The following is a 21,219-nucleotide window of genomic DNA, read 5'->3' on the forward strand; positions in this document are numbered from 1 at the left end:
TCGCAGCGCTGAACAGAGTGAGTCTGCCAGGAGAGCCCGCATGGATGCGGGCGAAAGGTGGGGCTGGAACAGGGAGGTTCCATCCCCACCGGTCCGTCAGGCAGACGAATGACGTGAAGGGACCGCGTCAGCGGCGCGAGGACCGCCCGCCCCGGAGCGGCACCAGACTGCGTTATCACCCCGTGCTTAACTGACAAGCATTACGCCAGGGCGGGGTTTTTGTTTATTACATACGCTCGACGGTTTTGATACCCAGGGTATCCAGACCCTGCTTCAGGGTCTTCGCCGTCAGCGCCGCCAGCTGCAGGCGGCTCAGGCGCGTTGATTCCTCTTCCGCGCTGAGTATCGGGCAGTGCTCGTAGAAGCCGGAGAAAAGCCCCGCCAGGTCGTAAAGATAGGCGCACATCACGTGCGGCGTGCCGTCGCGCGCCACCTGCGTGATGGTCTCTTCAAACTGCAGCAGGCGCGTCGCCAGCTGCGCTTCGCGATCTTCGGTAATCGCCAGCGGCGCGTCGATGCTGTCGACGTCAACGCCCGCTTTGCGGAACACCGAGAGCACGCGGGTGTAGGCGTACTGCATATAGGGCGCGGTATTGCCCTCAAACGCCAGCATATTGTCCCAGTCAAAGATGTAGTCGGTGGTGCGGCTCTTCGACAGGTCGGCGTACTTCACCGCGCCGATGCCGACCACTTCCGCCAGCTGCTGCAGCTCCGCTTCGCTCATCTCCGGGTTCTTCTCGCGCACCAGCTTCAGTGCGCGATCGTGCGCTTCGTCCAGCAGATCGGCGAGCTTGATGGTGCCGCCGCTGCGGGTCTTGAACGGACGGCCATCTTTACCCAGCATCATGCCGAAGGCGTGGTGCTCCAGCGGCACTGATTCCGGCACGTAGCCCGCTTTGCGCACGATGGTCCACGCTTGCTGCAGATGCTGATGCTGACGCGAATCGATGTAGTAAAGCACGCGATCGGCCTTCAGCGTCTCGTAGCGATATTTGGCGCAGGCGATATCGGTGGTGGTATAGAGGTAGCCGCCATCTTTCTTCTGAATGATGACGCCCATCGGCTCGCCTTCTTTATTCTGGAACTCGTCGAGGAACACCACGGTGGCGCCCTCGCTGGTCACAGCCAGCCCTTTGGCGCGCAGATCGGCGACGATGCCCGGCAGCATGTCGTTATAGAGGCTTTCGCCCATCACGTCTTTGCGGGTCAGCGTCACGTTCAGGCGATCATAAATCAGCTGATTCTGCCCCATGGTGATATCCACCAGCTTCTTCCACATGGTGCGGCAATATTCGTCGCCGCCCTGCAGCTTCACCACGTAGGCGCGCGCGCGCTCGGCGAAGGCTTCATCTTCGTCGTAGGTGCGTTTCGCTTCGCGGTAGAAGGCTTCCAGATCGGCCAGCGCGATCGCTTCGTGGTGCTCGTTCTGCTGCTTCTCCAGAAAAGCGATCAGCATACCGAACTGCGTGCCCCAGTCGCCGACGTGGTTGGCGCGGATCACGTTATGCCCGAGGAACGACAGGGTGCGCACGGCGGCATCGCCGATAATGGTGGAGCGCACATGGCCGACATGCATCTCTTTCGCCACGTTAGGCGCGGAGTAGTCGACAACGATGGTTTGCGGCTCAACGGCGGCGACGCCGAGACGCGGCTGCGTCAGCGCCTGTTTTGCCTGTGCGGCCAGCCAGCTGCGGTCGAGGAAAATATTGATAAAGCCTGGGCCAGCGATCTCGACCTTGCTGGCGATGCCCGCTAAATCAAGGTGGGTTATCACGCTTTCAGCCAGCTGTCGCGGCGCCTGTCCCAGCTTTTTCGCCACCGCCATAATGCCGTTGGCCTGATAATCCCCAAACTGAATTTTAGCGGACTGACGAACCTGGGGTTCACAGTCGGCCGGCGCACCGGCTAAAATCATCGCCTGACTGACTTTTTCGGAAAGAAGAGCCTGAATATTCACCGCATTACCTTCATATGCTGAAAGGCTCGACTGCTGCGCAGCGAGCCATTGTCATCATCCTGCCAGAGCGCCCACAGGCCGCGCAGAATGGAAAAAAAGAAGGGGGAAGTATACGTGAAATGTCACGTTGCGTCAGCAGTCGCCGCGCAGAGAGAGTGCGGGGAAACGGCGTCAGGCCGGTTTCCCGAAAGAGAGGCTAACGACGGCGAAGATGGCGACGAGGGTTTTTGACGCTTTTATCTTCTCGCACCTTCCAGTGGCGGGAAATTGCAAATCCCATCAGTGCGATCAGGACTGCGACAACAATGAGCATGAACATAGAGCCATTCCTTGTAGTTGTGTTAGGTCAAATTTATAAGAAAGGCGGTGCTGCTGCAATTGTTTGGCGGGCAAATAAGAGTTATCTCATTGTATAAATGAATGTCATTAATTTCAGCAATTTAGTGCACTTTCATCCAGAAACTACTGGCCCTGAAGCGGGGATAAATCCGAATTAAAAGGGCTTATTACATGGTTTTGCGGCAAAATTGGGGGCAAATCGGATGATTCTTATCATTTAATCGCGCCTGAACCAGTGCTGGCGGGACTTTGTATTGATAAAAAAACGTAAACAAACAAGGGCGTTTTATGACTTCCAACCTCTCTTTTCCCTCTGAATTAGCGGATTTAGCGATCGATCTGGCGCGATTTAGCGCAGCGCTGGAAGAATTCGCCGCGCGTCTCGGATTAAGCTTAGCGACGCTCGAAGCGGATCATATTGCCGTGCGCTGCCATCAAAACAGCACCGCGGAGCGCTGGCAGCAGGGACTGGCGAAAATCGGCAGCCAGTTTTCCGAGGCAATCATCAATGGCCGGCCTATCCGCCTGTTTAAGCTGCACCAGCCCTTAGCGCTGAACGGCTGGCAGATCGACGTGGTCGAGTTACCCTGGCCGGGGGAGAAGCGCTATCGCCATGAAGGTTTTGAGCATGTGGAAATCGTGCTGCGCGGCGATCACCAGACGCTGGGCGTGCGCGCCATGGCGCTGCTCAGCGACGACGCGCTGACGCAGCCCGGCATCTCGTTTAAAACCAGTTCGCCAAAAGGGGAAAACGAGCGGCTGCCCAATCCGACCTTAGCGGTGACCGACGGGCAGACCACGATAAAGTTTCATCCGTGGCGACTGGAGGAGATCGTCGCCAGCGAGGCGGGCTAAGCGCGCGCGGCGACCGCTGTCTGGAAACGGCGCAGCGCCTCGTCCAGCGTGGCGTGGGTGCAGCCGAAATTAAAGCGTACAAAGCGATCGTCGCCGAAGTCGCGGCCGGGGGAGAAACCCAGCCCGTGCTTTTCGAAATAGAGCGCCGGGCTGGCGACATCCAGCCCGCTGCAGTCGATCCAGCCCAGGTAGGTCGCTTCCGGCAGCGCCATCGAGACGCCCGGCAGCGCGTTGACGGCCGCATGCAGCCGATCGCGGCTGACGCGCAGATAGTCGAGCTGCGCCGCCAGCCAGGCGTCGCCGTGACGCCATGCCGCTTCGGCGGCCACCAGCGCCAGAATATCGACGTCGGGCACGATGCCGTAGCGCGCCTGCTTAAAGCGCGCGCGCAGCCCGGCATTGGGAATTATCGCCAGCGAGGCGCCCAGCCCGGCAATGTTAAAGCTCTTGGAAGGGGAGATCAGCGTAATGCTGCGCTGCGCGGCGTCTTCGCTCAGGCTGGCGAAGGGGATATGACGCGCGCCGGGCGTCAGCAGCAGATCGCAGTGGATCTCATCCGAACAGACGATTAGATCGTGCCGCTGGGCAAACGCCAGCTGCGCCTCCAGCTCGTCGCGGCGATAAACGGTGCCGCCGGGGTTCTGCGGGTTGCAGAGCAGCAGCAGCCTCTCTTTACCGTTGAGCTGCGCATCCGCCTGACGGAGGTCGACCACCCAGCGTCCCGCCTGCAGCGTCAGCGGCAGATAGCGCTGCTCGCGCTCCGCCAGCTTCGCCGCGCCGCGAAACGGCGGATAAATGGGCGACGGCGAGAGAGAGCGTTCGTCGCGCGCCGTCATGGCACGCACCGTCAGATTAAGGCCGCTCACCACGCCAGGCAGCACCACCAGCCATTCCGGCTCTACTTTCCACTGGTAGCGCTGTTCGAGGCGCGCCAGCGCCGCGTCGATGAAGCCGGCTGGCCGCGTGCCATAGCCGAAAACACCATGATCGGCGCGGCTTTTTATCGCGTCGATCACGCACTCGGGCGAGCGGAAATCGGTGTCCGCCACCCACAGCGGAAGCAGGTCCGGGTCACTGTATTTGTTCCATTTGAGACTATCGCTGTGACGACGGTCTATCCGTTGGTCAAAATTAAATGCCATGCGCGGTTTTCCACGTAAACTGATGTCTGTTGCCAGACTAACCGATAGCCCTGTGTCGAGCCAGACGTCATGTAAAGGAGGAACCGATGACAACCCTGGAAATTTGCTGCTACGGCGTGGATTGCGCCATGACGGCGCAGCAGGCCGGCGCCGACCGCGTTGAGCTGTGCGCCGCGCCGCGCGAAGGCGGCCTGACGCCTTCCGCTGGGTCACTGGAAGCGGCACGACGTGAAATATCGATTCCGGTTCATCCTATCGTCCGGCCGCGCGGTGGCGACTTCTGCTACACCGCGCGGGAATTTGAGATCATGAAATCTGACGTGGCGCGCATCCGCGATATGGGCTTCCCCGGCCTGGTCATCGGCATGCTGGATGAAGAGGCGCATATCGATCGCGCGCGTATGCGGCAGATTATGGCGCTGTGCGACGGCGTGCAGGTCACCTTCCATCGCGCCTTCGACCTCTGCCACAGCCCGAACCGCGCGCTGGACGAATTAACCGCGCTGGGCGTGGCGCGCGTGCTCACCTCCGGGCAGCAGCAGAGCGCGGAAAACGGAATTGCATTATTAAAGGAACTTAATGAACAGAGCGAGGGTCCAATCATTATGGCCGGTGCTGGCGTGCGCCTCAGCAACCTGCAAAAGTTCCTCGACAGCGGACTTTGCGAGGTTCACAGCTCTGCCAGCCGCCTCGTGACCTCGCCGATGCGCTATCGCAAAGCCGGTGTCTCCATGTGTTCTGATGCGGAAATGGATGAGTTCAGCCGTTACTGCGTGGACAGCGACGTGGTGGAAGCCATGAAAAGCGTGATGCAGCTTAATACCGTCAGGGTAGCCTGAATCACCAGAGATTTTGCCGCGCAGCACGCCTTATGACGTGATGTTTGCAAGTACCAAACCCCAGCCATCTTGCTGGGGTTCTTTTTATCTGCCGATTAGCAGCAGGCCGCGCCAGAAGCCGCCAATGCGGTTACACTCAGGTTATTGAGATCACTGGGAGTTACACCATGACACGCTCTCTGACTGCGGCGCTTGCGCTGGCTCTGCTTTTCGCCTCTCCCGCGCTGCGGGCCGCCGGGTGCGCTCCGCACAGCAAGGCCGTCGCCAGTAGCAACAGCTGGATTATGCTGGGCGGCAGCGCCAAAGGCGCGGTGCGTCAGGTGATCGCCGGCGAGTTCGGCAAAGACGTGGACTCGCAAAAGCGGGTGCTGGGGCAGTTCGATCCCTGCGGCATCCTGCTGGTGGCCGACGTCACCTTCGATAAAAAAGAGCACAACGTCATCCTGAGCATGGAGCAGCATATCGCCCGCGTGCAGGGCGGCTGGGTGGCGGAATACGCCTACCTGGTGAAGGTGTTGAAAGAGGGGCAGGAGCAGGTGGTCGACAACCGTCAGGGCACCATTAGCTGGCTGACCGGCCAGCACGGCAATATCGTCACCGCCTCCGATAAATTTACCAGCATGGGCAAGAGCGGTTTTACCGATACCACCTACCGCTACGACGCGCAGCTGCGGCTGGCGAAAAGCGTCTCGCGCGGCACCGACGCGCTGACCAACGGCGAAAGTCGCTGGCAGTGGAATCCGCAAGGGCAGGTGATCAGCGCCATCACGGCGCGCAGCAAAGATCGCTACACCTACGATAAAAATTTCCGCGAATGGCAGCTGCACGGCAGCGCCACCACGCCGGTCAGCTCGCTGCGCTCGGTGGATGAGTGTCAGCTGTGGGACGAGGTCGGCAACTGCACCTTAAGCTACCTGCACGAAACCGAAGTGTTTGATAAAGGCACTATCGAACGCCATCTCAGCGCTGCCTATAAATATCAGTACTGGGATCGGCCGGCGGAGGCGGAGTAGCGCGCAGAAACAGCGCGCCTGCGTTAAAAGTTTGTTAGAGTAAGCGGCGCCATTTCAGGGAGATAACTATGACCGCCACGCTGCTGTTCTCGTTTTTATTCGCTATTACCATTTTGACGCTGACGCCCGGTTTCGACACCGCGCTGGTGCTGCGCACCGCCGCCGCGCAGGGCTGGCGACGCGGCAGCGCAACGGCGCTGGGCATCAACCTCGGCTGTCTGCTGTGGGGCGTCGCGGTGGGGTGTGGCCTGGGCGCGCTGCTGCTGGCGTCGGAGATGGCCTATAACCTGCTGAAGTGGGTCGGCGCCGCTTATTTGCTTTATCTGGGCATCAGGCTGCTGCTCAGTCCGCGCACGCAGCCGCAGGAAGAGGCCACGGGCGAAACCGCGCCGCAAAGCTATCTGAGCTGCTTCAATCGCGGCCTGTTCGGCAATCTGCTCAACCCTAAAATAGGCGTGTTTTACGTTACCTTCCTGCCGCAGTTTATTCCGGCGGGCGCCTCGGTGCCGCTCTGGTGCACGCTGCTGGCGCTGATGCATATTGCGATTGGCCTGCTGTGGAACGCCGTCCTGATCGGCGGCAGCCACTACTTTGCCGCGCACCTGCGCCGTCCGGCGGTGCTCAAGGTGATGGACCGCCTGACGGGCATGGTGTTTATCGGCTTCGCGGCGAAGCTGGCGCTTTCGCGCCGCTAGCCCTTAAGGTTTGGTGGCGACCAGCACCGCGCGCAGCGGCGCCGGGTAGCCTTCCACTGTTTTCGTGGCGTCGTGCGGGTCGAGGAACTCGGCCAGCGATTCGCTGGTCATCCAGCTGGTGCGGCGCTGCTCGTCGGTGGAGGTCACCGCATAGTCGACGATTTTCACGTCAACAAAGCCGCACTTCTCCAGCCAGCTTTTCAGCGCCAGCGCTGACGGAATAAAGTAGACGTTGCGCATCTGCGCGTAGCGCTCGCCCGGCACCAGCACGTCCCGTTCGTCCCCTTCGATCACCAGGGTTTCCAGCACCAGCTCGCCGCCGCTCACCAGCTGGTTTTTCAGCTGCAGCAGATGATCGAGCGGCGAGCGGCGATGATAGAGCACGCCCATAGAGAAAACGGTGTCGAACGCCTGCAGCGTCGGCAGCTGCTCAATGCCGAGCGGCAGCAGATGCGCGCGTCGGTCGTCGCCCAGCAGCTTGCGCACCGCTTCAAACTGGCAGAGGAACAGCTGCATCGGATCGATGCCCACCACCAGCTGCGCGCCTGCGCCGACCATGCGCCACATGTGATAGCCGCTGCCGCAGCCGACGTCCAGCACGGTGCGGCCCGCCAGCGAGGAGATATGCGGCGCGACGCGCTGCCACTTCCAGTCAGAGCGCCACTCGGTGTCGATTGCGGTGCCGTAGAGCGCATAGGGGCCTTTGCGCCACGGCATCAGGTTGCGCAGCAGCTTCTCAATGCCCTGGCGCTGGCGATCGCTCAGGTCGTCGCGATCGGCGCTGACGCTGTGCAGCAGGTCGAGATGCTGCGGCTGCAGCAGCGGCAGATGATCCACCGACTTTTCCCAGTTGCGAAACAGGCCATGCAGGTTCTCTTTCTGCCAGGCGGCGATCTGCGCCGGCAGCACCTCCAGCCAGCTGGCGAGCGGACCGGTGGCGATTTGCTGATAAAAACGGCCAAACTCAATCATTTCAACGCCACCAGCGAGCCAAAGTTAAAGCACTGGAACCAGAGTTCCGCGTGAGAGAAGCCCGCCTGTTTCAGGCGCGCTTTGTGCGTCTCGACGCTGTCGGTCAGCATCACGTTTTCCAGCATGCTGCGCTTCTGGCTGATCTCCAGCTCGCTGTAGCCATTGGCGCGCTTGAAGTCGTGGTGCATATTGAACAGCAGCTCACCCACCTCAGCGTCCTCGAAGCTGAACTTCTCTGACAGCACCAGCGCGCCGCCGGGCTTCAGCCCTTGCCAGATCTTCTCCAGCAGTTGCAGACGCGCAGGGGGATCGAGAAACTGCAGCGTAAAGTTGAGCACCACCAGCGAGGCGTTTTCGATGGCGATATCGCGGATATCGGCCTCAATCACGTTCACCGGCGTGTCGGCGCGAAAGGCGTCGATATGGCGACGGCAGCGCTCGACCATCGCCGGCGAATTATCCACGGCGATAATGGTGCAGCCTGGCGCCTTGATATTGCGGCGCACCGAGAGCGTGGCGGCGCCAAGGGAACAGCCCAGGTCGTATACCTGGCTGTCGGGCGTGACAAAGCGCTCGGCCAGCATGCCGATCATCGAGATGATATTGGAGTAGCCGGGCACGGAGCGCTGAATCATATCGGGGAAGACTTCAGCCACGCGCTCGTCAAAGGTCCAGTCGCCCAGCTTATCGATGGGGGCGGAAAATAGCGTATCGCGGTCAGACATAGTAAATCCGGAAAGACGACGGAAAGGGCGCTATTCTGGCAGAAAGTGGGGCGGGCTGCACCCTTTACGCCCGCGGCGGGTCAATGCAGCGTCAGCACCAGCTCCCAGGGGAGGTAGATCAGATTAAACACAGCCATGCCGCACAGCGCGAACAGGGTCAGCATCATGCCATATTTGCGCCCGGCGAGCACGCTGCGGCGCAGCCCCTGCGCATGCAGCACGCGGCTGGCGAAAAAGATCAGCGCGGTGAGGTGCACCATCCAGATATCGGCACCGTTCATCTCCATCATCACCAGCAGCAGCAGCGCCAGCGGGATGGTTTCCACCGCGTTGCCGTGAATGCGCATCGCCACGCGCAGATCGTGAAATCCGCCGTCGCCGAAGGCGACCCGATAGTGGCGGCGATAGCGCACCACGTCCAGCGCGAACTTCATCACCATCAACACACCCAGTACCACATATAACGCGCTAACCATGCTTTTCCTCGTTGATCAGAACAGCGACTCCTGCTGCGGCCAGGCGGGCCCTTCGCCGATACCGGCGTCGATCGCCTGCAGCTGCGGCCACAGGCGTCGCACCAGCGGAAAGACCTGGCCCATGTCCGGTGTATGGATAAAGAACAGCGGATCGCTTTCCGTCTGCCATTGTGCCAGCTTTTCGCGCCAGACCTGAAAAAATCGCTCGCTCTCGTCTACGTCGTCGCTGCCGATAAAGCGCACCATCGGCCGCTCGCCGGTGCGCAGCGCGTGAGGCGGCACGCGCGGCTTTTGCTGACGCGCATGCAGGGCGGCGGGGCTCTGCGAGGTAGAGGCGTGCGCCGGTCGGCTGTCGAGGATCACCCGATTGACGCCGCGCGCCTGCAGACCCTGATTCAGCGCGCGCTCCGCCTCGCCCTTGGCGAAAAAGGCGGGGTGGCGCACTTCGACGCCATAGCTGAAGCGGCGCGGCAGCCCGTCGAGAAAGCGCCAGAGATCGTCGAGCTGCGCCGGGGAAAAGGCGGCGGGCAGCTGTAGCCAGTACTGACCGATGCGATCCGCCAGCGGATCGAGCAGGCGCAAAAAGTCGTTTAGCAGATCGTCGGTATGGCGCAGCTCGGCCTGATGGCTGATGGTGTGCGGAAACTTAAAGCAGAAGCGGAACGCGTCATGGGTCATATCGCGCCAGCGCTGCACGGTGTCGGGCGCGGGCAGCGCATAAAGCGTGGTGTTGCCCTCCACGCAGTGGAACAGGCGGGCGTAATCGGCCAGGCTCTCAATGCCCCAGCGTTTCCAGTGCGAATGCTGCCACTGCGGCAGCCCAATGCGAAGCGTCACGGCGTCTCTTCTCCTTCTGGTTTGGCTCTACAGGGTAGCCTGGTTGCGCGACGCAGGAAAAACCGGCGACGAAATACGCGCTTTGGCGCGGCTCTACTTATCCTGCCTGGCTTTTTCCATTATAATGACCGCCTTTTTTGCGGCAGCATCTCAAATGGTTACGCGGCCTGATGCTGCCAGGCAGCAGCGGCGAAGTTAAAAGGATACGTTATGCGTACAGAATATTGCGGACAGCTCAATCTGTCTCATGTAGGTCAGCAAGTCACTCTTTGCGGCTGGGTCAACCGCCGTCGCGATCTGGGAAGCCTGATTTTTATCGACATGCGCGACCGCGAAGGCATCGTGCAGGTCTTTTTCGATCCCGATCGTCAGGAGGCTTTCCAGCTGGCGTCTGAGCTGCGTAACGAATTCTGCATCCAGATCAGCGGCACCGTTCGCGCGCGCGACGACAAGAACAAAAACGCCGAAATGGCCACGGGCGAAGTCGAAGTATTCGCCGAGGCGCTGACCATCATCAACCGCGCCGAGCCGCTGCCGCTCGACTCTAACCAGGTTAACAGCGAAGAGGCGCGCCTCAAGTACCGCTATCTCGACCTGCGTCGCCCGGAGATGGCGCAGCGCCTGAAGACGCGCGCTAAGATCTCCAGCTTCGTGCGTCGTTTTATGGACAACGAAGGCTTCCTCGACATCGAAACGCCGATGCTGACCAAAGCGACGCCGGAAGGCGCGCGCGACTACCTGGTGCCGAGCCGCGTGCACAAAGGCAAGTTCTACGCGCTGCCGCAGTCGCCGCAGCTGTTTAAACAGCTGCTGATGATGTCCGGCTTCGACCGCTACTACCAGATTGTTAAGTGCTTCCGCGACGAAGATCTGCGCGCCGACCGCCAGCCGGAATTTACCCAGATCGATATCGAAACCTCGTTCCTCACCGCGCCGCAGGTGCGTGAGATCAATGAGCGCATGATCCGTCAGCTGTGGCTGGAGGTGAAAGGCGTCGATCTCGGCGCATTCCCGCAGATGACCTTTGCCGACGCGATGCGTCGCTACGGTTCCGACAAGCCGGATCTGCGCAACCCGATGGAGCTAGTGGACGTCGCCGACCTGCTGAAAAACGTTGAGTTCCAGGTGTTCGCCGGTCCGGCCAACGACGCCAAAGGCCGTGTTGCCGCGCTGCGCGTGCCGGGCGGCGCTCAGCTGAGCCGCAAGCAGATCGACGAGTACGGCAAATTTGTTGAAATCTATGGCGCCAAAGGTCTGGCGTGGATGAAGGTCAACGCGCGCGCCGACGGCTTCAACGGCGTACAGAGCCCGGTGGCCAAGTTCCTCAACGAAGAGATCGTGGAAGCGATCCTGAGCCGCACCGACGCCGCCGACGGCGACCTGATCTTCTTCGGCGCCGATCGCGCCAAAGTGGTGGCGGACGCGCTGGGCGCGCTGCGCCTGAAAGTGGGCCGCGACCTGAAAATCACCGACGAAAGCGCCTGGGCGCCGCTGTGGGTCATCGACTTCCCGATGTTTGAAGAGGATGACGAAGGCGGTCTGGCGGCGATGCACCATCCGTTCACCTCGCCAAAAGAGATGTCGGCAGACGAGCTGGCGGCCGATCCGCTGAGCGCGGTCGCCAACGCCTACGATATGGTGATCAACGGCTACGAAGTAGGCGGCGGTTCAGTGCGTATCCACAGCGGTAAAATGCAGCAGGCGGTGTTCACCATTCTGGGTATTGAAGAGCACGAGCAGCGCGAGAAGTTCGGCTTCCTGCTCGACGCGCTGAAATACGGCACGCCGCCGCACGCGGGCCTGGCCTTCGGTCTGGATCGTCTCACCATGCTGCTGACCGGCACCGAGAACATCCGCGACGTGATCGCCTTCCCGAAAACCACCGCCGCGGCCTGTCTGATGACCGAAGCGCCGAGCGAGGCCAACCCGGCAGCGCTGCTGGATCTGGGCATTCAGATCGCGCCGAAGAAAGAAAAGTCAGAGAATAAGTAATGTATAAGCACCCGGTCTCGGTTCTGGTGGTGATTTTCGCGCAGGATACCGGTCGGGTGTTAATGCTGCAGCGACGCGACGACAGCAGCTTCTGGCAGTCGGTCACCGGCAGTCTGGAAGCGGGCGAAACCCCGCTGCAGGCGGCGCGACGCGAAGTGCTGGAAGAGCTGGCCATCGACGTCGCGGCTGAAAAGCTGGCGCTGGACGACTGCCACAAAGAGATCGAGTTCGAAATCTTTGCGCACTATCGCCATCGCTACGCGCCGGGCGTGACGCACAACCGCGAACACTGGTTTCGGCTGGCGCTGCCGGCCGAACGTCAGCCGACGCTCAGCGAGCACCTCGACGCACGCTGGCTCGAACCCGCCGCTGCCGCCGCCCTGACTAAGTCCTGGAGCAATCGCCAGGCAATTGAAGAATTTATTTAGCTGCCCGCCGTAGTTTTGCTGGCAGCCTGGACTAAAGAAAATGGGTGCGTTCCCACAGAACTGCACCGCAGAACTCAAACAGTCAGGCGTTATCGGCGCCGCGAGGTTGTTCATCGCCAGCGCGCAGCAACCGGAGCGTACTTATGTACGTGAGGAATGCGAGCACTGCCGGGGAACAAGATCGCAAGCAAGATAGCCTGTACGATGCCTAAACTGGAGAAAAGATCGAATGGCTGGTCATAGTAAGTGGGCGAACACCAAGCACCGCAAGGCGGCGCAGGACGCTAAACGCGGTAAAATCTTCACCAAAATCATTCGCGAACTGGTCACCGCCGCTAAACTCGGCGGCGGCGACGCCGCGTCCAACCCGCGTCTGCGCGCCGCCATGGACAAAGCGCTGTCCAACAACATGACGCGCGACACCATGAACCGCGCTATCGCCCGCGGCGTGGGCGGCGAAGATGACTCTAACATGGAAACCATCATCTACGAAGGCTACGGCCCCGGCGGCTCTGCCGTGATGGTGGAGTGTCTGAGCGACAACCGCAACCGCACCGTTGGCGAAGTGCGCCACGCCTTCACCAAAACCGGCGGCAACCTCGGCACCGACGGCTCGGTCTCCTACCTGTTCAGCAAGAAGGGTGTGATCTCCTTCGCGCCGGGCCAGGATGAAGACAGCGTGATGGAAGCGGCGCTGGAAGCGGGCGCGGAAGATGTGGTGAGCTACGATGACGGCGCGATTGACGTCTTTACCGCGTGGGAAGAGCTGGGCGCGGTGCGTGATGCGCTGGAAGCCGCCGGCCTGAAAGCGGACACCGCTGAGGTCTCGATGATCCCGTCGACCAAAGCGGAAATGGATGCCGAAACCGCGCCGAAGCTGCTGCGCCTGATCGACATGCTGGAAGACTGCGACGACGTGCAGGAAGTCTACCATAACGGCGAGATCTCCGACGAGGTCGCGGAAACGCTGTAATGGCGATCATTCTGGGTATCGATCCCGGCTCGCGCGTCACCGGCTACGGCGTGATTCGGCAGACCGGCCGCCAGCTCACCTATCTGGGCAGCGGCTGTATCCGCACCAATACCACGGAACTGCCGGCGCGCCTGAAGCTGATCTATGCGGGCGTCACCGAGATCATCACCCAGTTCTCGCCGGACTACTTCGCCATCGAGCAGGTCTTTATGGCGAAGAACCCCGACTCGGCGCTGAAGCTGGGGCAGGCGCGCGGCGCGGCGATCGTCGCGGCGGTTAATCTGGAGCTGCCGGTGTTTGAGTACGCCGCGCGTCAGGTGAAGCAGACCGTGACCGGCACCGGCGGGGCGGAGAAGAGCCAGGTGCAGCACATGGTGCGCACGCTGCTTAAGCTGCCCGCTAATCCGCAGGCGGACGCCGCCGATGCGCTGGCGATCGCCATTACGCACTGCCACGTCAGTCAGAACGCGGCGCGCGTCAGCGACAGCAAACTGCTGCTGACGCGTGGGCGTTTGCGTTCAGGCTAGGCGGTTGCGCCGCGTTGCGTTTCAGGCTGGATATTCATCCAGCCTTTTTTATGTTATAAATCCCGCCACATTCGTTGATTAAGGAAGCGTTCAGGTGATAGGTCGTTTACGGGGCAATATTCTGGAAAAGCAGCCGCCGCTGGTGCTGATCGAAGCGCACGGCGTGGGTTATGAAGTGCATATGCCGATGACCTGTTTTTATGAGCTGCCTGAACTCAACCATGAAGCGGTGATCTTTACCCACTTTGTGGTGCGTGAAGACGCGCAGCTGCTGTTCGGCTTCAACAACAAGCAAGAGCGCGCGCTGTTTCGCGAGCTGATCAAAACCAACGGCGTCGGCCCCAAGCTGGCGCTGGCGATCCTCTCCGGCATGTCGGCGCAGCAGTTCGTGACGGCGGTGGAGAAAGAGGAGATTGCCGCGCTGATCAAACTGCCCGGCGTCGGCAAGAAAACTGCCGAGCGTCTGGTGGTGGAGATGAAAGATCGCTTTAAAGGGCTGCATGGCGACCTCTTTTCCGGCGAATCCGCCTTTACGCTGGCCGCGCCGCACGCCGAGCCGGAAAGCAACGACGCCGAGGCGGAAGCGGTTGCGGCGCTGGTGTCGCTGGGTTATAAACCGCAGGAAGCCAGTCGTATGATCAGCAAAGTCGCCCGACCTGACGCGGACTGCGAGACCCTGATCCGTGAAGCGCTGCGCGCCGCCATTTGAGGTAAGTCATGATTGAAGCCGACCGTCTGGTCTCCTCCGCCAGCTATAACGAAGAAGAGAATCTCGACCGCGCTATTCGCCCTAAGCTGCTGGCGGAATATGTCGGTCAGCCGCAGGTGCGCGAGCAGATGGAAATTTTCATCAAAGCGGCAAAACTGCGCGGCGATGCGCTGGATCACCTGCTGATTTTCGGGCCGCCGGGGCTGGGAAAAACCACGCTGGCCAATATCGTCGCCAACGAAATGGGCGTCAACTTACGCACCACCTCCGGCCCGGTGCTGGAGAAGGCGGGCGATCTGGCGGCGATGCTGACCAACCTCGAGCCGCACGACGTGCTGTTTATCGATGAGATCCACCGCCTTTCGCCGGTGGTGGAAGAGGTGCTCTATCCGGCGATGGAAGATTATCAGCTGGATATTATGATCGGCGAAGGCCCGGCCGCGCGCTCGATCAAGCTCGATCTGCCGCCGTTTACCCTGATCGGCGCCACCACGCGCGCCGGTTCGCTCACCTCGCCGCTGCGCGACCGCTTCGGCATCGTGCAGCGCCTTGAGTTCTACAACGTGCCGGATCTGCAGCATATCGTCAGCCGCAGCGCCGCCTGCCTCGGCCTGCCGCTCAGCGACGAAGGCGCGCGGGAAGTGGCGCAGCGCTCGCGCGGCACGCCGCGTATCGCCAACCGCCTGCTGCGCCGCGTGCGCGACTTCGCAGAGGTGCGTGCCAACGGTGAGATGAGCGGCAACGTTGCCGCCAGCGCGCTCGATATGCTGAATGTCGACAGCGAAGGGTTCGACTATATGGATCGTAAGTTGCTGCTGGCGATTATCGACAAGTTCACCGGCGGGCCGGTGGGGCTGGATAACCTGGCTGCGGCTATCGGCGAAGAGCGGGAAACCATTGAAGATGTGATTGAGCCCTTCCTGATCCAGCAGGGCTTTATTCAGCGCACGCCGCGCGGCCGTATGGCCACGCAGCATGCTTATCGCCACTTCGGCCTGGCGCGCGACGAGTAATCAGACGGCGGGCTTGCGCGCCATGCTGAGGATAAACAGCAGCGCGGCGCACAGCACCACCGACGGCCCGGCAGGCGTGTCGTAGAAGGCAGAGAAGGTGAGGCCGCCGGAGACGGCGAGAATGCCGACCACCACCGCCAGACCCGCCATCTGCTCCGGCGAACGCGAAAAGCGGCGCGCCGTGGCGGCGGGGATAATTAGCAGCGAGGTGATGATCAGCGCGCCAACAAACTTCATCGCCACGCCGATGGTCAGCGCGGTCACCAGCATCAAAATCAGGCGGGTACGCTGAATATTGACCCCGTCGACCTGCGCCAGCTCCGGGCTAATGGTCATCGACAGCAGCGCGCGCCACTGCCACGCCATCACCGCCAGCACCACGATCACCCCCGCGCCCATCACCCAGAGATCCTCCGGCGTCACCGCCAGCAGATCGCCGAACAGGTAGGCCATCAGGTCGACGCGCACGTTCGACATCAGGCTCACCACCACCAGCCCAAGCGACAGCGCGCTGTGCGCCATAATGCCGAGCAGCGTATCGATCGCCAGATGCGGCCGGCGCTCGAGGAACACCAGCCCCAGCGCCAGACAGACGGTCACCAGGATCACGGCGTAGTAAGGATTGACGTTAAGCAGCAGGCCGAAGGCGACGCCCAGCAGTGAGGCGTGCGCCAGGGTGTCGCCGAAATAGGACATTTTGCGCCACACCACGAAGGAACCCAGCGGACCGGCCGCCAGCGCCAGCATCACGCCGCCCAGCCAGCCCGGTAAAAGCAACTCAATCATGATGGACCCTGTCCTCTGCGTAAAACGATACGTCCCTGAAGGTCGTGACGATGATTATGGTTATGGCGGTAGATCGCCAGCTGCTGCGCGCCGCGCGGGCCGAACATGGCGATAAATTCCGGGTGCTGCGACACCGCTTCCGGCGTGCCGGAGCAGCAGATATGGTGGTTGAGGCAGAGCACCTCATCGGTTTTCGCCATCACCAGATGCAGATCGTGAGAGACCATCAGCACCGCGCAGTTAAGCTCGTGGCGCAGCTGGTCGATGAGATCGTACAGCGCCACCTGGCCGTTGACGTCGACGCCCTGCGTCGGTTCGTCCAGCACCAGCAGCTGCGGCTGATTGAGCAGGGCGCGTGCCAGCAGCACGCGCTGGGTTTCGCCGCCCGAAAGCTTTTGCAGCGGGGCGTTGAGCAGGTGACCCGCCTGCACGCGCTTCAGCGCCGGCAGCACGTCGGCGCGCTTCGCGCCGCGCGTCAGCAGCATAAAGCGCTCGACGCTGACCGGCAGCGTGGGGTCGATATGCAGTTTTTGCGGCACGTAGCCGATGCGCAGCCCGGCGTCGCGCTGCACCTGACCCGAGGTCGGCGCCAGCAGGCCCAGTACCACGCGCACCAGCGTGGATTTCCCGGCGCCGTTAGGGCCGAGCAGCGTAAGAATGCGTCCTGGCGTCAGCGTCAGGCTAATGCCGGAGAGGACAGGACGCCGTGCGAACTGCACGGAAATGTTTTCAAGCGTGACGAGTGAGGTCATGTTATTTACAGGTTGCACAGAATTTCGAATGTTATAATATCACATCCCATCCCCAGGTCACGATGGAATGACGCATTATGTTACACATTAAAAAGAGTACAGTTTTTACCCTTTCTGCGCTGGCGCTGGCCACCACGCTCGCGCTTCCGGCGCAGGCGAATGTCGTCGCCTCGGTGAAGCCGTTAGGGTTTATCGCTGCGGCCATCGCCGACGGCGTGACCCCGGTGGACGTGCTGCTGCCGGATGGCGCCTCGGAACATGATTACGCGCTGCGCCCGTCCGACGTAAAACGTATGAAAAACGCGGACTTAGTGGTGTGGGTCGGGCCGGAGATGGAGGCCTTTATGACCAAACCCGCCGCAGAATTGCCCGCCGCTAAAAATCTCGAAATCGCCGCGATGCCGGCGGTGAAGCCGCTGCTGCTGAAAGGCGGCGACGACGACGATCACCACGATGACGCCGGCGCGCACGACGACGCTGACGGCCATGACGACGACGCCCATCATCACCATCACGGCGAGTTTAATATGCATCTGTGGTTGTCACCGCAAATATCCAGGCTAGCGGCGGTTGCAATCCACGGCAAATTATTGGAACTTATGCCCGAAAGCAAAGCCAAACTTGACGCGAACCTGCAGCAGTTCGAAAACGAACTGGCGGTGACCGACAAGCACATTAGCGCGCAGCTCGCGCCGGTCAGCAACAAAGGGTATTTCGTTTTTCATGACGCTTACACCTATTTTGAAAAACAGTACGGCCTCTCGCCTACCGGGCATTTTACCGTAAACCCTGAGATTCAGCCGGGCGCACAGCGTCTACATCAAATACGAACACAGTTGGTTGAGCAGAAGGCCGTATGCGTCTTTGCTGAGCCACAATTCAGGCCAGCCGTCATCGATGCGGTTGCCCGCGGCACCAGCGTGCGTAAAGGGACGCTGGATCCGTTGGGAACGAATATCAGCCTTAGTCAGGACAGCTACGTGAAATTCCTTTCACAGCTGTCAGGCCAGTATGCGAGCTGCCTGAATGGAGCATGAGGAATAGGTAAACGTGCAGCAGATAGCCCGCTCTGTCGCCCTCGCATTTAATAATTTGCCGCGCCCCCACCGCGTTATGCTGGGGTCTTTAACCGTTGTCACTCTGGCCGTCGCCGTCTGGCGGCCTTACGTCTACCATCCCACCGATGACGCGATGCCCATCGTCAAGAGCATCGAACTCGATAAAAATCAGCTGCGTACGCTGCTGCCCGAGGCCAGCGAACCGATCGATCAGACCACCTCCGAACCGGAGGAAGAGCTGCCTGCGGACGACATCGACAGCGATGTACCGGACGCGTCTGGCACGCACGAATACACCGTCTCTTCCGGCGATACCCTGAGCAGCGCCCTGAATCAGTACGGCATCGAGCTGGGCGATATCAATGCGCTGGTGAACAGCGATAAAGCGCTGCGCAACCTGCAGGTTGGCCAGCAGCTGAGCTGGACCCTGACCGACGACGGCGCCCTGCAGTCGCTCACCTGGGAGATTAACCGCCGCGAAACCCGCACCTATCAGCGCGGCAATAACGGCGCGTTCACTATGCAGTCCGAGATGCAGAAGGGCGAGTGGCAGAACAGCGTGCTGAAAGGCGAGGTGCGTGGCAGTTTCGCCGCCAGCGCGCAGCGCGCCGGCCTGACCGGCAGCGAAGCGAGCGCGGTGATTAAAGCGCTGCAGTGGCAGATGGATTTCCGCAAGCTGCGCGCCGGCGACGAGTTTAGCGTGCTGATGTCGCGCGAGATGCTCGACGGCAAAAGCGCGCAGAGCCAGCTGCTCGGCGTGCGCCTGCGCTCCGGCGGCAAAGACTACTACGCGTTCCGCGCCGAAGATGGCAAGTTCTACGATCGCAACGGCTCAGGCCTGGCGCGCGGTTTTATGCGTTTCCCGACCGTGAAGCAGTATCGCGTCTCCTCTAACTTTAACCCGCGACGTCTTAATCCGGTGACGGGACGCATCGCGCCGCATAAAGGCGTCGACTTCGCGCTGCCGGTCGGCACGCCGGTGCTGGCGGTGGGCGACGGCGAGGTGGTGGTGGCGAAAAACGGCGGCGCGGCCGGCAACTATGTCGCTATTCGTCACGGCCGTCAGTATATGACGCGCTATATGCACCTGAAGAAAGTGCTGGTGAAGCCGGGCGAGAAGGTGAAGCGCGGCGATCGTATCGCGCTGTCGGGCAATACCGGCCGTTCCACCGGGCCGCATCTGCACTTTGAAATCTGGATCAATAACCAGGCGGTGAATCCGCTGACGGCGAAGCTGCCGCGCATGGAAGGCCTGACCGGCAAAGCGCGCAGCGATTATCTGGCAGAGGTGAAAACCAACCTGCCGCAGCTTAGCTTCAAATAGTCTCTCTGTAAGCCGCGCCTGAAAACCGACGCCCCGCGCGTCGGTTTCTTCCTCTTTGCGTCGGGGATTGCAAATTTACCTGTCGCCACTATCATTAGCGCGTCATTGATTGAGGCGAGTGCATGGAAACCCCGAAAAAAAACAGTGCTGAATTCATTCCCGTTTTTGAACGTTCTTTCTTAAAGCCTAAATACTGGGGCAGCTGGCTGGCGATCGGCGCAATGGTCGGTATGGCCTATTTACCCGCCAAGGTGCGCGATCCGCTGCTGGGCGCGCTGGGCCGTCGCGCGGGCAGGCTGGCTAAAAGCGCTCGCCGCCGCGCGCAGATCAATCTGTTTTACTGTATGCCCGAACGCCCCGAGGCGGAGCGGGAAGCGATCATTGATGAGATGTTCGCAACGGCGCCGCAGGCGATGGTGATGATGGCCGAGCTGGCGCTGCGCGATCCGCAGCAGATCCGCCAGCGCGTGGTGTGGCACGGTCGCGAGATTATCGACGAGCTGCACGCCACGCAGCAGAACGTCATTTTCCTGGTGCCGCACGGCTGGGGCGTCGATATTCCAGCGATGCTGCTGGCGTCCGAAGGACAGAAGATGGCGGCGATGTTCCATAATCAGAGCGACCCGCTGATGGACTATATCTGGAACAGCGCCCGCCGCCGTTTCGGCGGTCGTATGCACGCGCGCAATGACGGTATCAAACCCTTTATCAGCTCGGTGCGTCAGGGTTACTGGGGTTACTATCTGCCCGATCAGGATCATGGCGCGGAGCACAGCGAGTTTGTTGATTTCTTCGCCACTTACAAAGCGACGCTGCCGGCGATCGGACGCTTAATGAAGGTGTGCCGCGCGCGCGTGGTGCCGCTGTTTCCGGTCTATAACGGCAAAACCCACCAGCTTGATATATTGGTGCGTCCGCCGATGGATGATCTGCTTGACGCCGATGACGTGACGCTGGCGCGCCGCATGAATGAAGAAGTTGAGATCTTTGTCGGACCGCATCCCGAGCAGTACACCTGGATACTCAAGCTGCTGAAGACGCGTAAAGAGGGTGATACTGAGCCTTACCGTCGTAAAGAGTTGTTCCCGCGGAAATAAAAAATGCGCCCGCAGTAGCGGGCGCATGAACAGGCTTTTATTCCGGCGTGACCGTAAAGGTCATTTTACCGGTGTACTGGCCGGGATCCGGCAGTTTGCTGATATTTGCTGCCGTAACCATACCGGAAAGATACTCATATTTATGGCCGCCCTGCAGCGTCGTTACTGGGCTAGAAGGATTCCACTGGCGAACTTCACTATCGCCATCTTTCTGGATTAAACCAAATCCCCAGTCGGTGGTTGCGCTGCCCGAGGTGTCGACCAGGCTAAAAACTTTCCCATAGCCTTCAATCGGTTTAGATCCGAGCGCCAGCTGGGCTTTGAAGTCTTCGCCGCAGCTGGTCAGATCAATGGTACCGACCTTGATTTTGGTCGGTAACGCGTCAAAAGAAAAATCACTGGCAGGGACAAAGTCCTGCGCGCGCCCGGTCATATGGATATCGTGCAGCGTCATTTTGATATTACAGCCTGAAACCAGTACGCCTTTTACGTTAACGTTGGCGCTGTTATCGGACGCCATGGCGCTATTGGCCATCGCCATCGCCAGGCAGATCGCCGCCAGAGACGCGGAGGTTTTTATATTCTTCATGATGTATTCCTGATTAATGAGAGTAAAGCAGATATTTACGGCGATAGTGCGCTAGCCTAAAAAAATATTCAGGCAGGGCCGCAGCAGCAGTTAATAAAAGCCGCCTGTGCGTTTTGATTAA

The 21,219-nt window shown here is 60.6% G+C and carries 23 protein-coding genes; 13 read left to right on the plus strand and 10 right to left on the minus strand.

Annotated elements, in window-relative coordinates; translation table 11 throughout:
* Window positions 1–226: 226 nt before the first annotated feature.
* Together argS and B2J69_RS24465 are read right to left on the minus strand one after the other, a co-directional pair.
* Entirely contained in the window at window positions 227–1,957 is a 1,731-nt protein-coding gene (gene argS, locus B2J69_RS22810; protein ID WP_081142653.1) for an arginine--tRNA ligase, read from the minus strand.
* Window positions 1,958–2,153: 196 nt separating this feature from the next.
* Window positions 2,154–2,276 (minus strand): hypothetical protein, encoded by a 123-nt coding sequence (locus B2J69_RS24465; RefSeq protein ID WP_255729570.1) that lies wholly within the window; start codon window positions 2,274–2,276, stop codon window positions 2,154–2,156.
* 308 nt (window positions 2,277–2,584) lie between these two features.
* Between B2J69_RS24465 and B2J69_RS22815 the strand changes: the two genes are divergently transcribed.
* A complete protein-coding gene (locus tag B2J69_RS22815) occupies window positions 2,585–3,151 on the plus strand; it encodes a VOC family protein (protein WP_081142655.1) in 567 nt (188 codons plus the stop codon).
* Here B2J69_RS22815 and B2J69_RS22820 read toward each other — a convergent pair.
* A complete protein-coding gene (locus tag B2J69_RS22820; RefSeq protein WP_081142657.1) occupies window positions 3,148–4,293 on the minus strand; it encodes a MalY/PatB family protein in 1,146 nt (381 codons plus the stop codon). The two genes, B2J69_RS22815 and B2J69_RS22820, sit on opposite strands and share 4 nt — an antisense overlap.
* 86 nt (window positions 4,294–4,379) lie before the next feature.
* Between B2J69_RS22820 and cutC the strand changes: the two genes are divergently transcribed.
* The 3 genes from cutC (at window position 4,380) to B2J69_RS22835 (ending at window position 6,840) form a co-directional block, all read left to right on the plus strand.
* Window positions 4,380–5,132 (plus strand): copper homeostasis protein CutC, encoded by a 753-nt coding sequence (cutC, locus tag B2J69_RS22825; RefSeq protein WP_081142659.1) that lies wholly within the window; start codon window positions 4,380–4,382, stop codon window positions 5,130–5,132.
* A 167-nt stretch (window positions 5,133–5,299) separates the two neighbouring features.
* Window positions 5,300–6,145, plus strand: a complete 846-nt coding sequence (locus B2J69_RS22830; protein ID WP_236722777.1) for a hypothetical protein — start codon at window positions 5,300–5,302, stop codon at window positions 6,143–6,145.
* 68 nt (window positions 6,146–6,213) lie between these two features.
* Window positions 6,214–6,840 (plus strand): LysE family translocator, encoded by a 627-nt coding sequence (locus B2J69_RS22835; RefSeq protein WP_081142661.1) that lies wholly within the window; start codon window positions 6,214–6,216, stop codon window positions 6,838–6,840.
* A gap of 3 nt (window positions 6,841–6,843) precedes the next feature.
* Here B2J69_RS22835 and cmoB read toward each other — a convergent pair whose 3' ends face one another.
* From cmoB to B2J69_RS22855, 4 genes are all read right to left on the minus strand, one after another.
* Window positions 6,844–7,812 carry a tRNA 5-methoxyuridine(34)/uridine 5-oxyacetic acid(34) synthase CmoB gene (gene cmoB, locus B2J69_RS22840; RefSeq protein ID WP_081142667.1) on the minus strand — a complete coding sequence of 323 codons (969 nt, stop codon included), beginning with the start codon at window positions 7,810–7,812 and terminating at the stop codon, window positions 6,844–6,846.
* The gene (cmoA, locus tag B2J69_RS22845) at window positions 7,809–8,537 is read right to left on the minus strand and encodes a carboxy-S-adenosyl-L-methionine synthase CmoA (protein ID WP_081142669.1); all 729 of its coding nucleotides are present in this window, start codon (window positions 8,535–8,537) and stop codon (window positions 7,809–7,811) included. The genes cmoB and cmoA overlap by 4 nt, the downstream gene beginning before the upstream one ends.
* A gap of 80 nt (window positions 8,538–8,617) precedes the next feature.
* Complete coding sequence (locus B2J69_RS22850) at window positions 8,618–9,013, minus strand: MAPEG family protein (protein ID WP_081142671.1); 396 nt, start codon at window positions 9,011–9,013, stop codon at window positions 8,618–8,620.
* A gap of 15 nt (window positions 9,014–9,028) precedes the next feature.
* On the minus strand, window positions 9,029–9,850 hold the full coding sequence (locus B2J69_RS22855) for a DUF72 domain-containing protein (protein ID WP_081142673.1): 822 nt from the start codon (window positions 9,848–9,850) through the stop codon (window positions 9,029–9,031).
* A gap of 210 nt (window positions 9,851–10,060) precedes the next feature.
* Between B2J69_RS22855 and aspS the strand changes: the two genes are divergently transcribed.
* The 6 genes from aspS (at window position 10,061) to ruvB (ending at window position 15,492) form a co-directional block, all read left to right on the plus strand.
* Entirely contained in the window at window positions 10,061–11,842 is a 1,782-nt protein-coding gene (gene aspS, locus B2J69_RS22860) for an aspartate--tRNA ligase (protein ID WP_081142675.1), read from the plus strand.
* Window positions 11,842–12,270, plus strand: coding sequence for a dihydroneopterin triphosphate diphosphatase (nudB, locus tag B2J69_RS22865; RefSeq protein ID WP_081142677.1), 429 nt, complete (start codon window positions 11,842–11,844; stop codon window positions 12,268–12,270). The genes aspS and nudB overlap by 1 nt, the downstream gene beginning before the upstream one ends.
* A gap of 229 nt (window positions 12,271–12,499) precedes the next feature.
* A complete protein-coding gene (locus B2J69_RS22870; RefSeq protein WP_081142679.1) occupies window positions 12,500–13,243 on the plus strand; it encodes a YebC/PmpR family DNA-binding transcriptional regulator in 744 nt (247 codons plus the stop codon).
* Window positions 13,243–13,770, plus strand: a complete 528-nt coding sequence (gene ruvC, locus B2J69_RS22875) for a crossover junction endodeoxyribonuclease RuvC (protein WP_081142681.1) — start codon at window positions 13,243–13,245, stop codon at window positions 13,768–13,770. The genes B2J69_RS22870 and ruvC overlap by 1 nt, the downstream gene beginning before the upstream one ends.
* A gap of 94 nt (window positions 13,771–13,864) precedes the next feature.
* Complete coding sequence (gene ruvA / locus B2J69_RS22880; RefSeq protein ID WP_081142683.1) at window positions 13,865–14,479, plus strand: Holliday junction branch migration protein RuvA; 615 nt, start codon at window positions 13,865–13,867, stop codon at window positions 14,477–14,479.
* Between the two features lie 8 nt (window positions 14,480–14,487).
* Window positions 14,488–15,492 carry a Holliday junction branch migration DNA helicase RuvB gene (gene ruvB, locus B2J69_RS22885; protein ID WP_081142685.1) on the plus strand — a complete coding sequence of 335 codons (1,005 nt, stop codon included), beginning with the start codon at window positions 14,488–14,490 and terminating at the stop codon, window positions 15,490–15,492.
* Here ruvB and znuB read toward each other — a convergent pair whose 3' ends face one another.
* Together znuB and znuC are read right to left on the minus strand one after the other, a co-directional pair.
* Window positions 15,493–16,278: a zinc ABC transporter permease subunit ZnuB gene (znuB, locus tag B2J69_RS22890; RefSeq protein ID WP_081142686.1), complete on the minus strand. Its 786-nt coding sequence runs from the start codon at window positions 16,276–16,278 to the stop codon at window positions 15,493–15,495.
* Window positions 16,275–17,030 carry a zinc ABC transporter ATP-binding protein ZnuC gene (gene znuC, locus B2J69_RS22895; RefSeq protein ID WP_081142687.1) on the minus strand — a complete coding sequence of 252 codons (756 nt, stop codon included), beginning with the start codon at window positions 17,028–17,030 and terminating at the stop codon, window positions 16,275–16,277. Before znuC ends, znuB begins: the two co-directional genes overlap by 4 nt.
* A 77-nt stretch (window positions 17,031–17,107) precedes the next feature.
* Between znuC and znuA the strand changes: the two genes are divergently transcribed.
* The 3 genes from znuA to lpxM all read left to right on the plus strand — a co-directional run bounded on the left by znuA (window position 17,108) and on the right by lpxM (window position 20,509).
* Complete coding sequence (znuA, locus tag B2J69_RS22900; protein WP_081142688.1) at window positions 17,108–18,067, plus strand: zinc ABC transporter substrate-binding protein ZnuA; 960 nt, start codon at window positions 17,108–17,110, stop codon at window positions 18,065–18,067.
* A 13-nt stretch (window positions 18,068–18,080) separates the two neighbouring features.
* Window positions 18,081–19,412 carry a murein DD-endopeptidase MepM gene (gene mepM, locus B2J69_RS22905; protein ID WP_081142689.1) on the plus strand — a complete coding sequence of 444 codons (1,332 nt, stop codon included), beginning with the start codon at window positions 18,081–18,083 and terminating at the stop codon, window positions 19,410–19,412.
* 122 nt (window positions 19,413–19,534) lie between these two features.
* Window positions 19,535–20,509 carry a lauroyl-Kdo(2)-lipid IV(A) myristoyltransferase gene (gene lpxM, locus B2J69_RS22910; RefSeq protein ID WP_081142690.1) on the plus strand — a complete coding sequence of 325 codons (975 nt, stop codon included), beginning with the start codon at window positions 19,535–19,537 and terminating at the stop codon, window positions 20,507–20,509.
* A gap of 37 nt (window positions 20,510–20,546) precedes the next feature.
* On the opposite strand, the gene B2J69_RS22915 is transcribed toward lpxM, so the two are convergent.
* A complete protein-coding gene (locus B2J69_RS22915; RefSeq protein ID WP_081142691.1) occupies window positions 20,547–21,098 on the minus strand; it encodes a hypothetical protein in 552 nt (183 codons plus the stop codon).
* Between the last annotated feature and the right edge of the window lie 121 nt (window positions 21,099–21,219).

Source organism: Pantoea latae (genome assembly GCF_002077695.1).
Taxonomy (GTDB): domain Bacteria; phylum Pseudomonadota; class Gammaproteobacteria; order Enterobacterales; family Enterobacteriaceae; genus Pantoea; species Pantoea latae.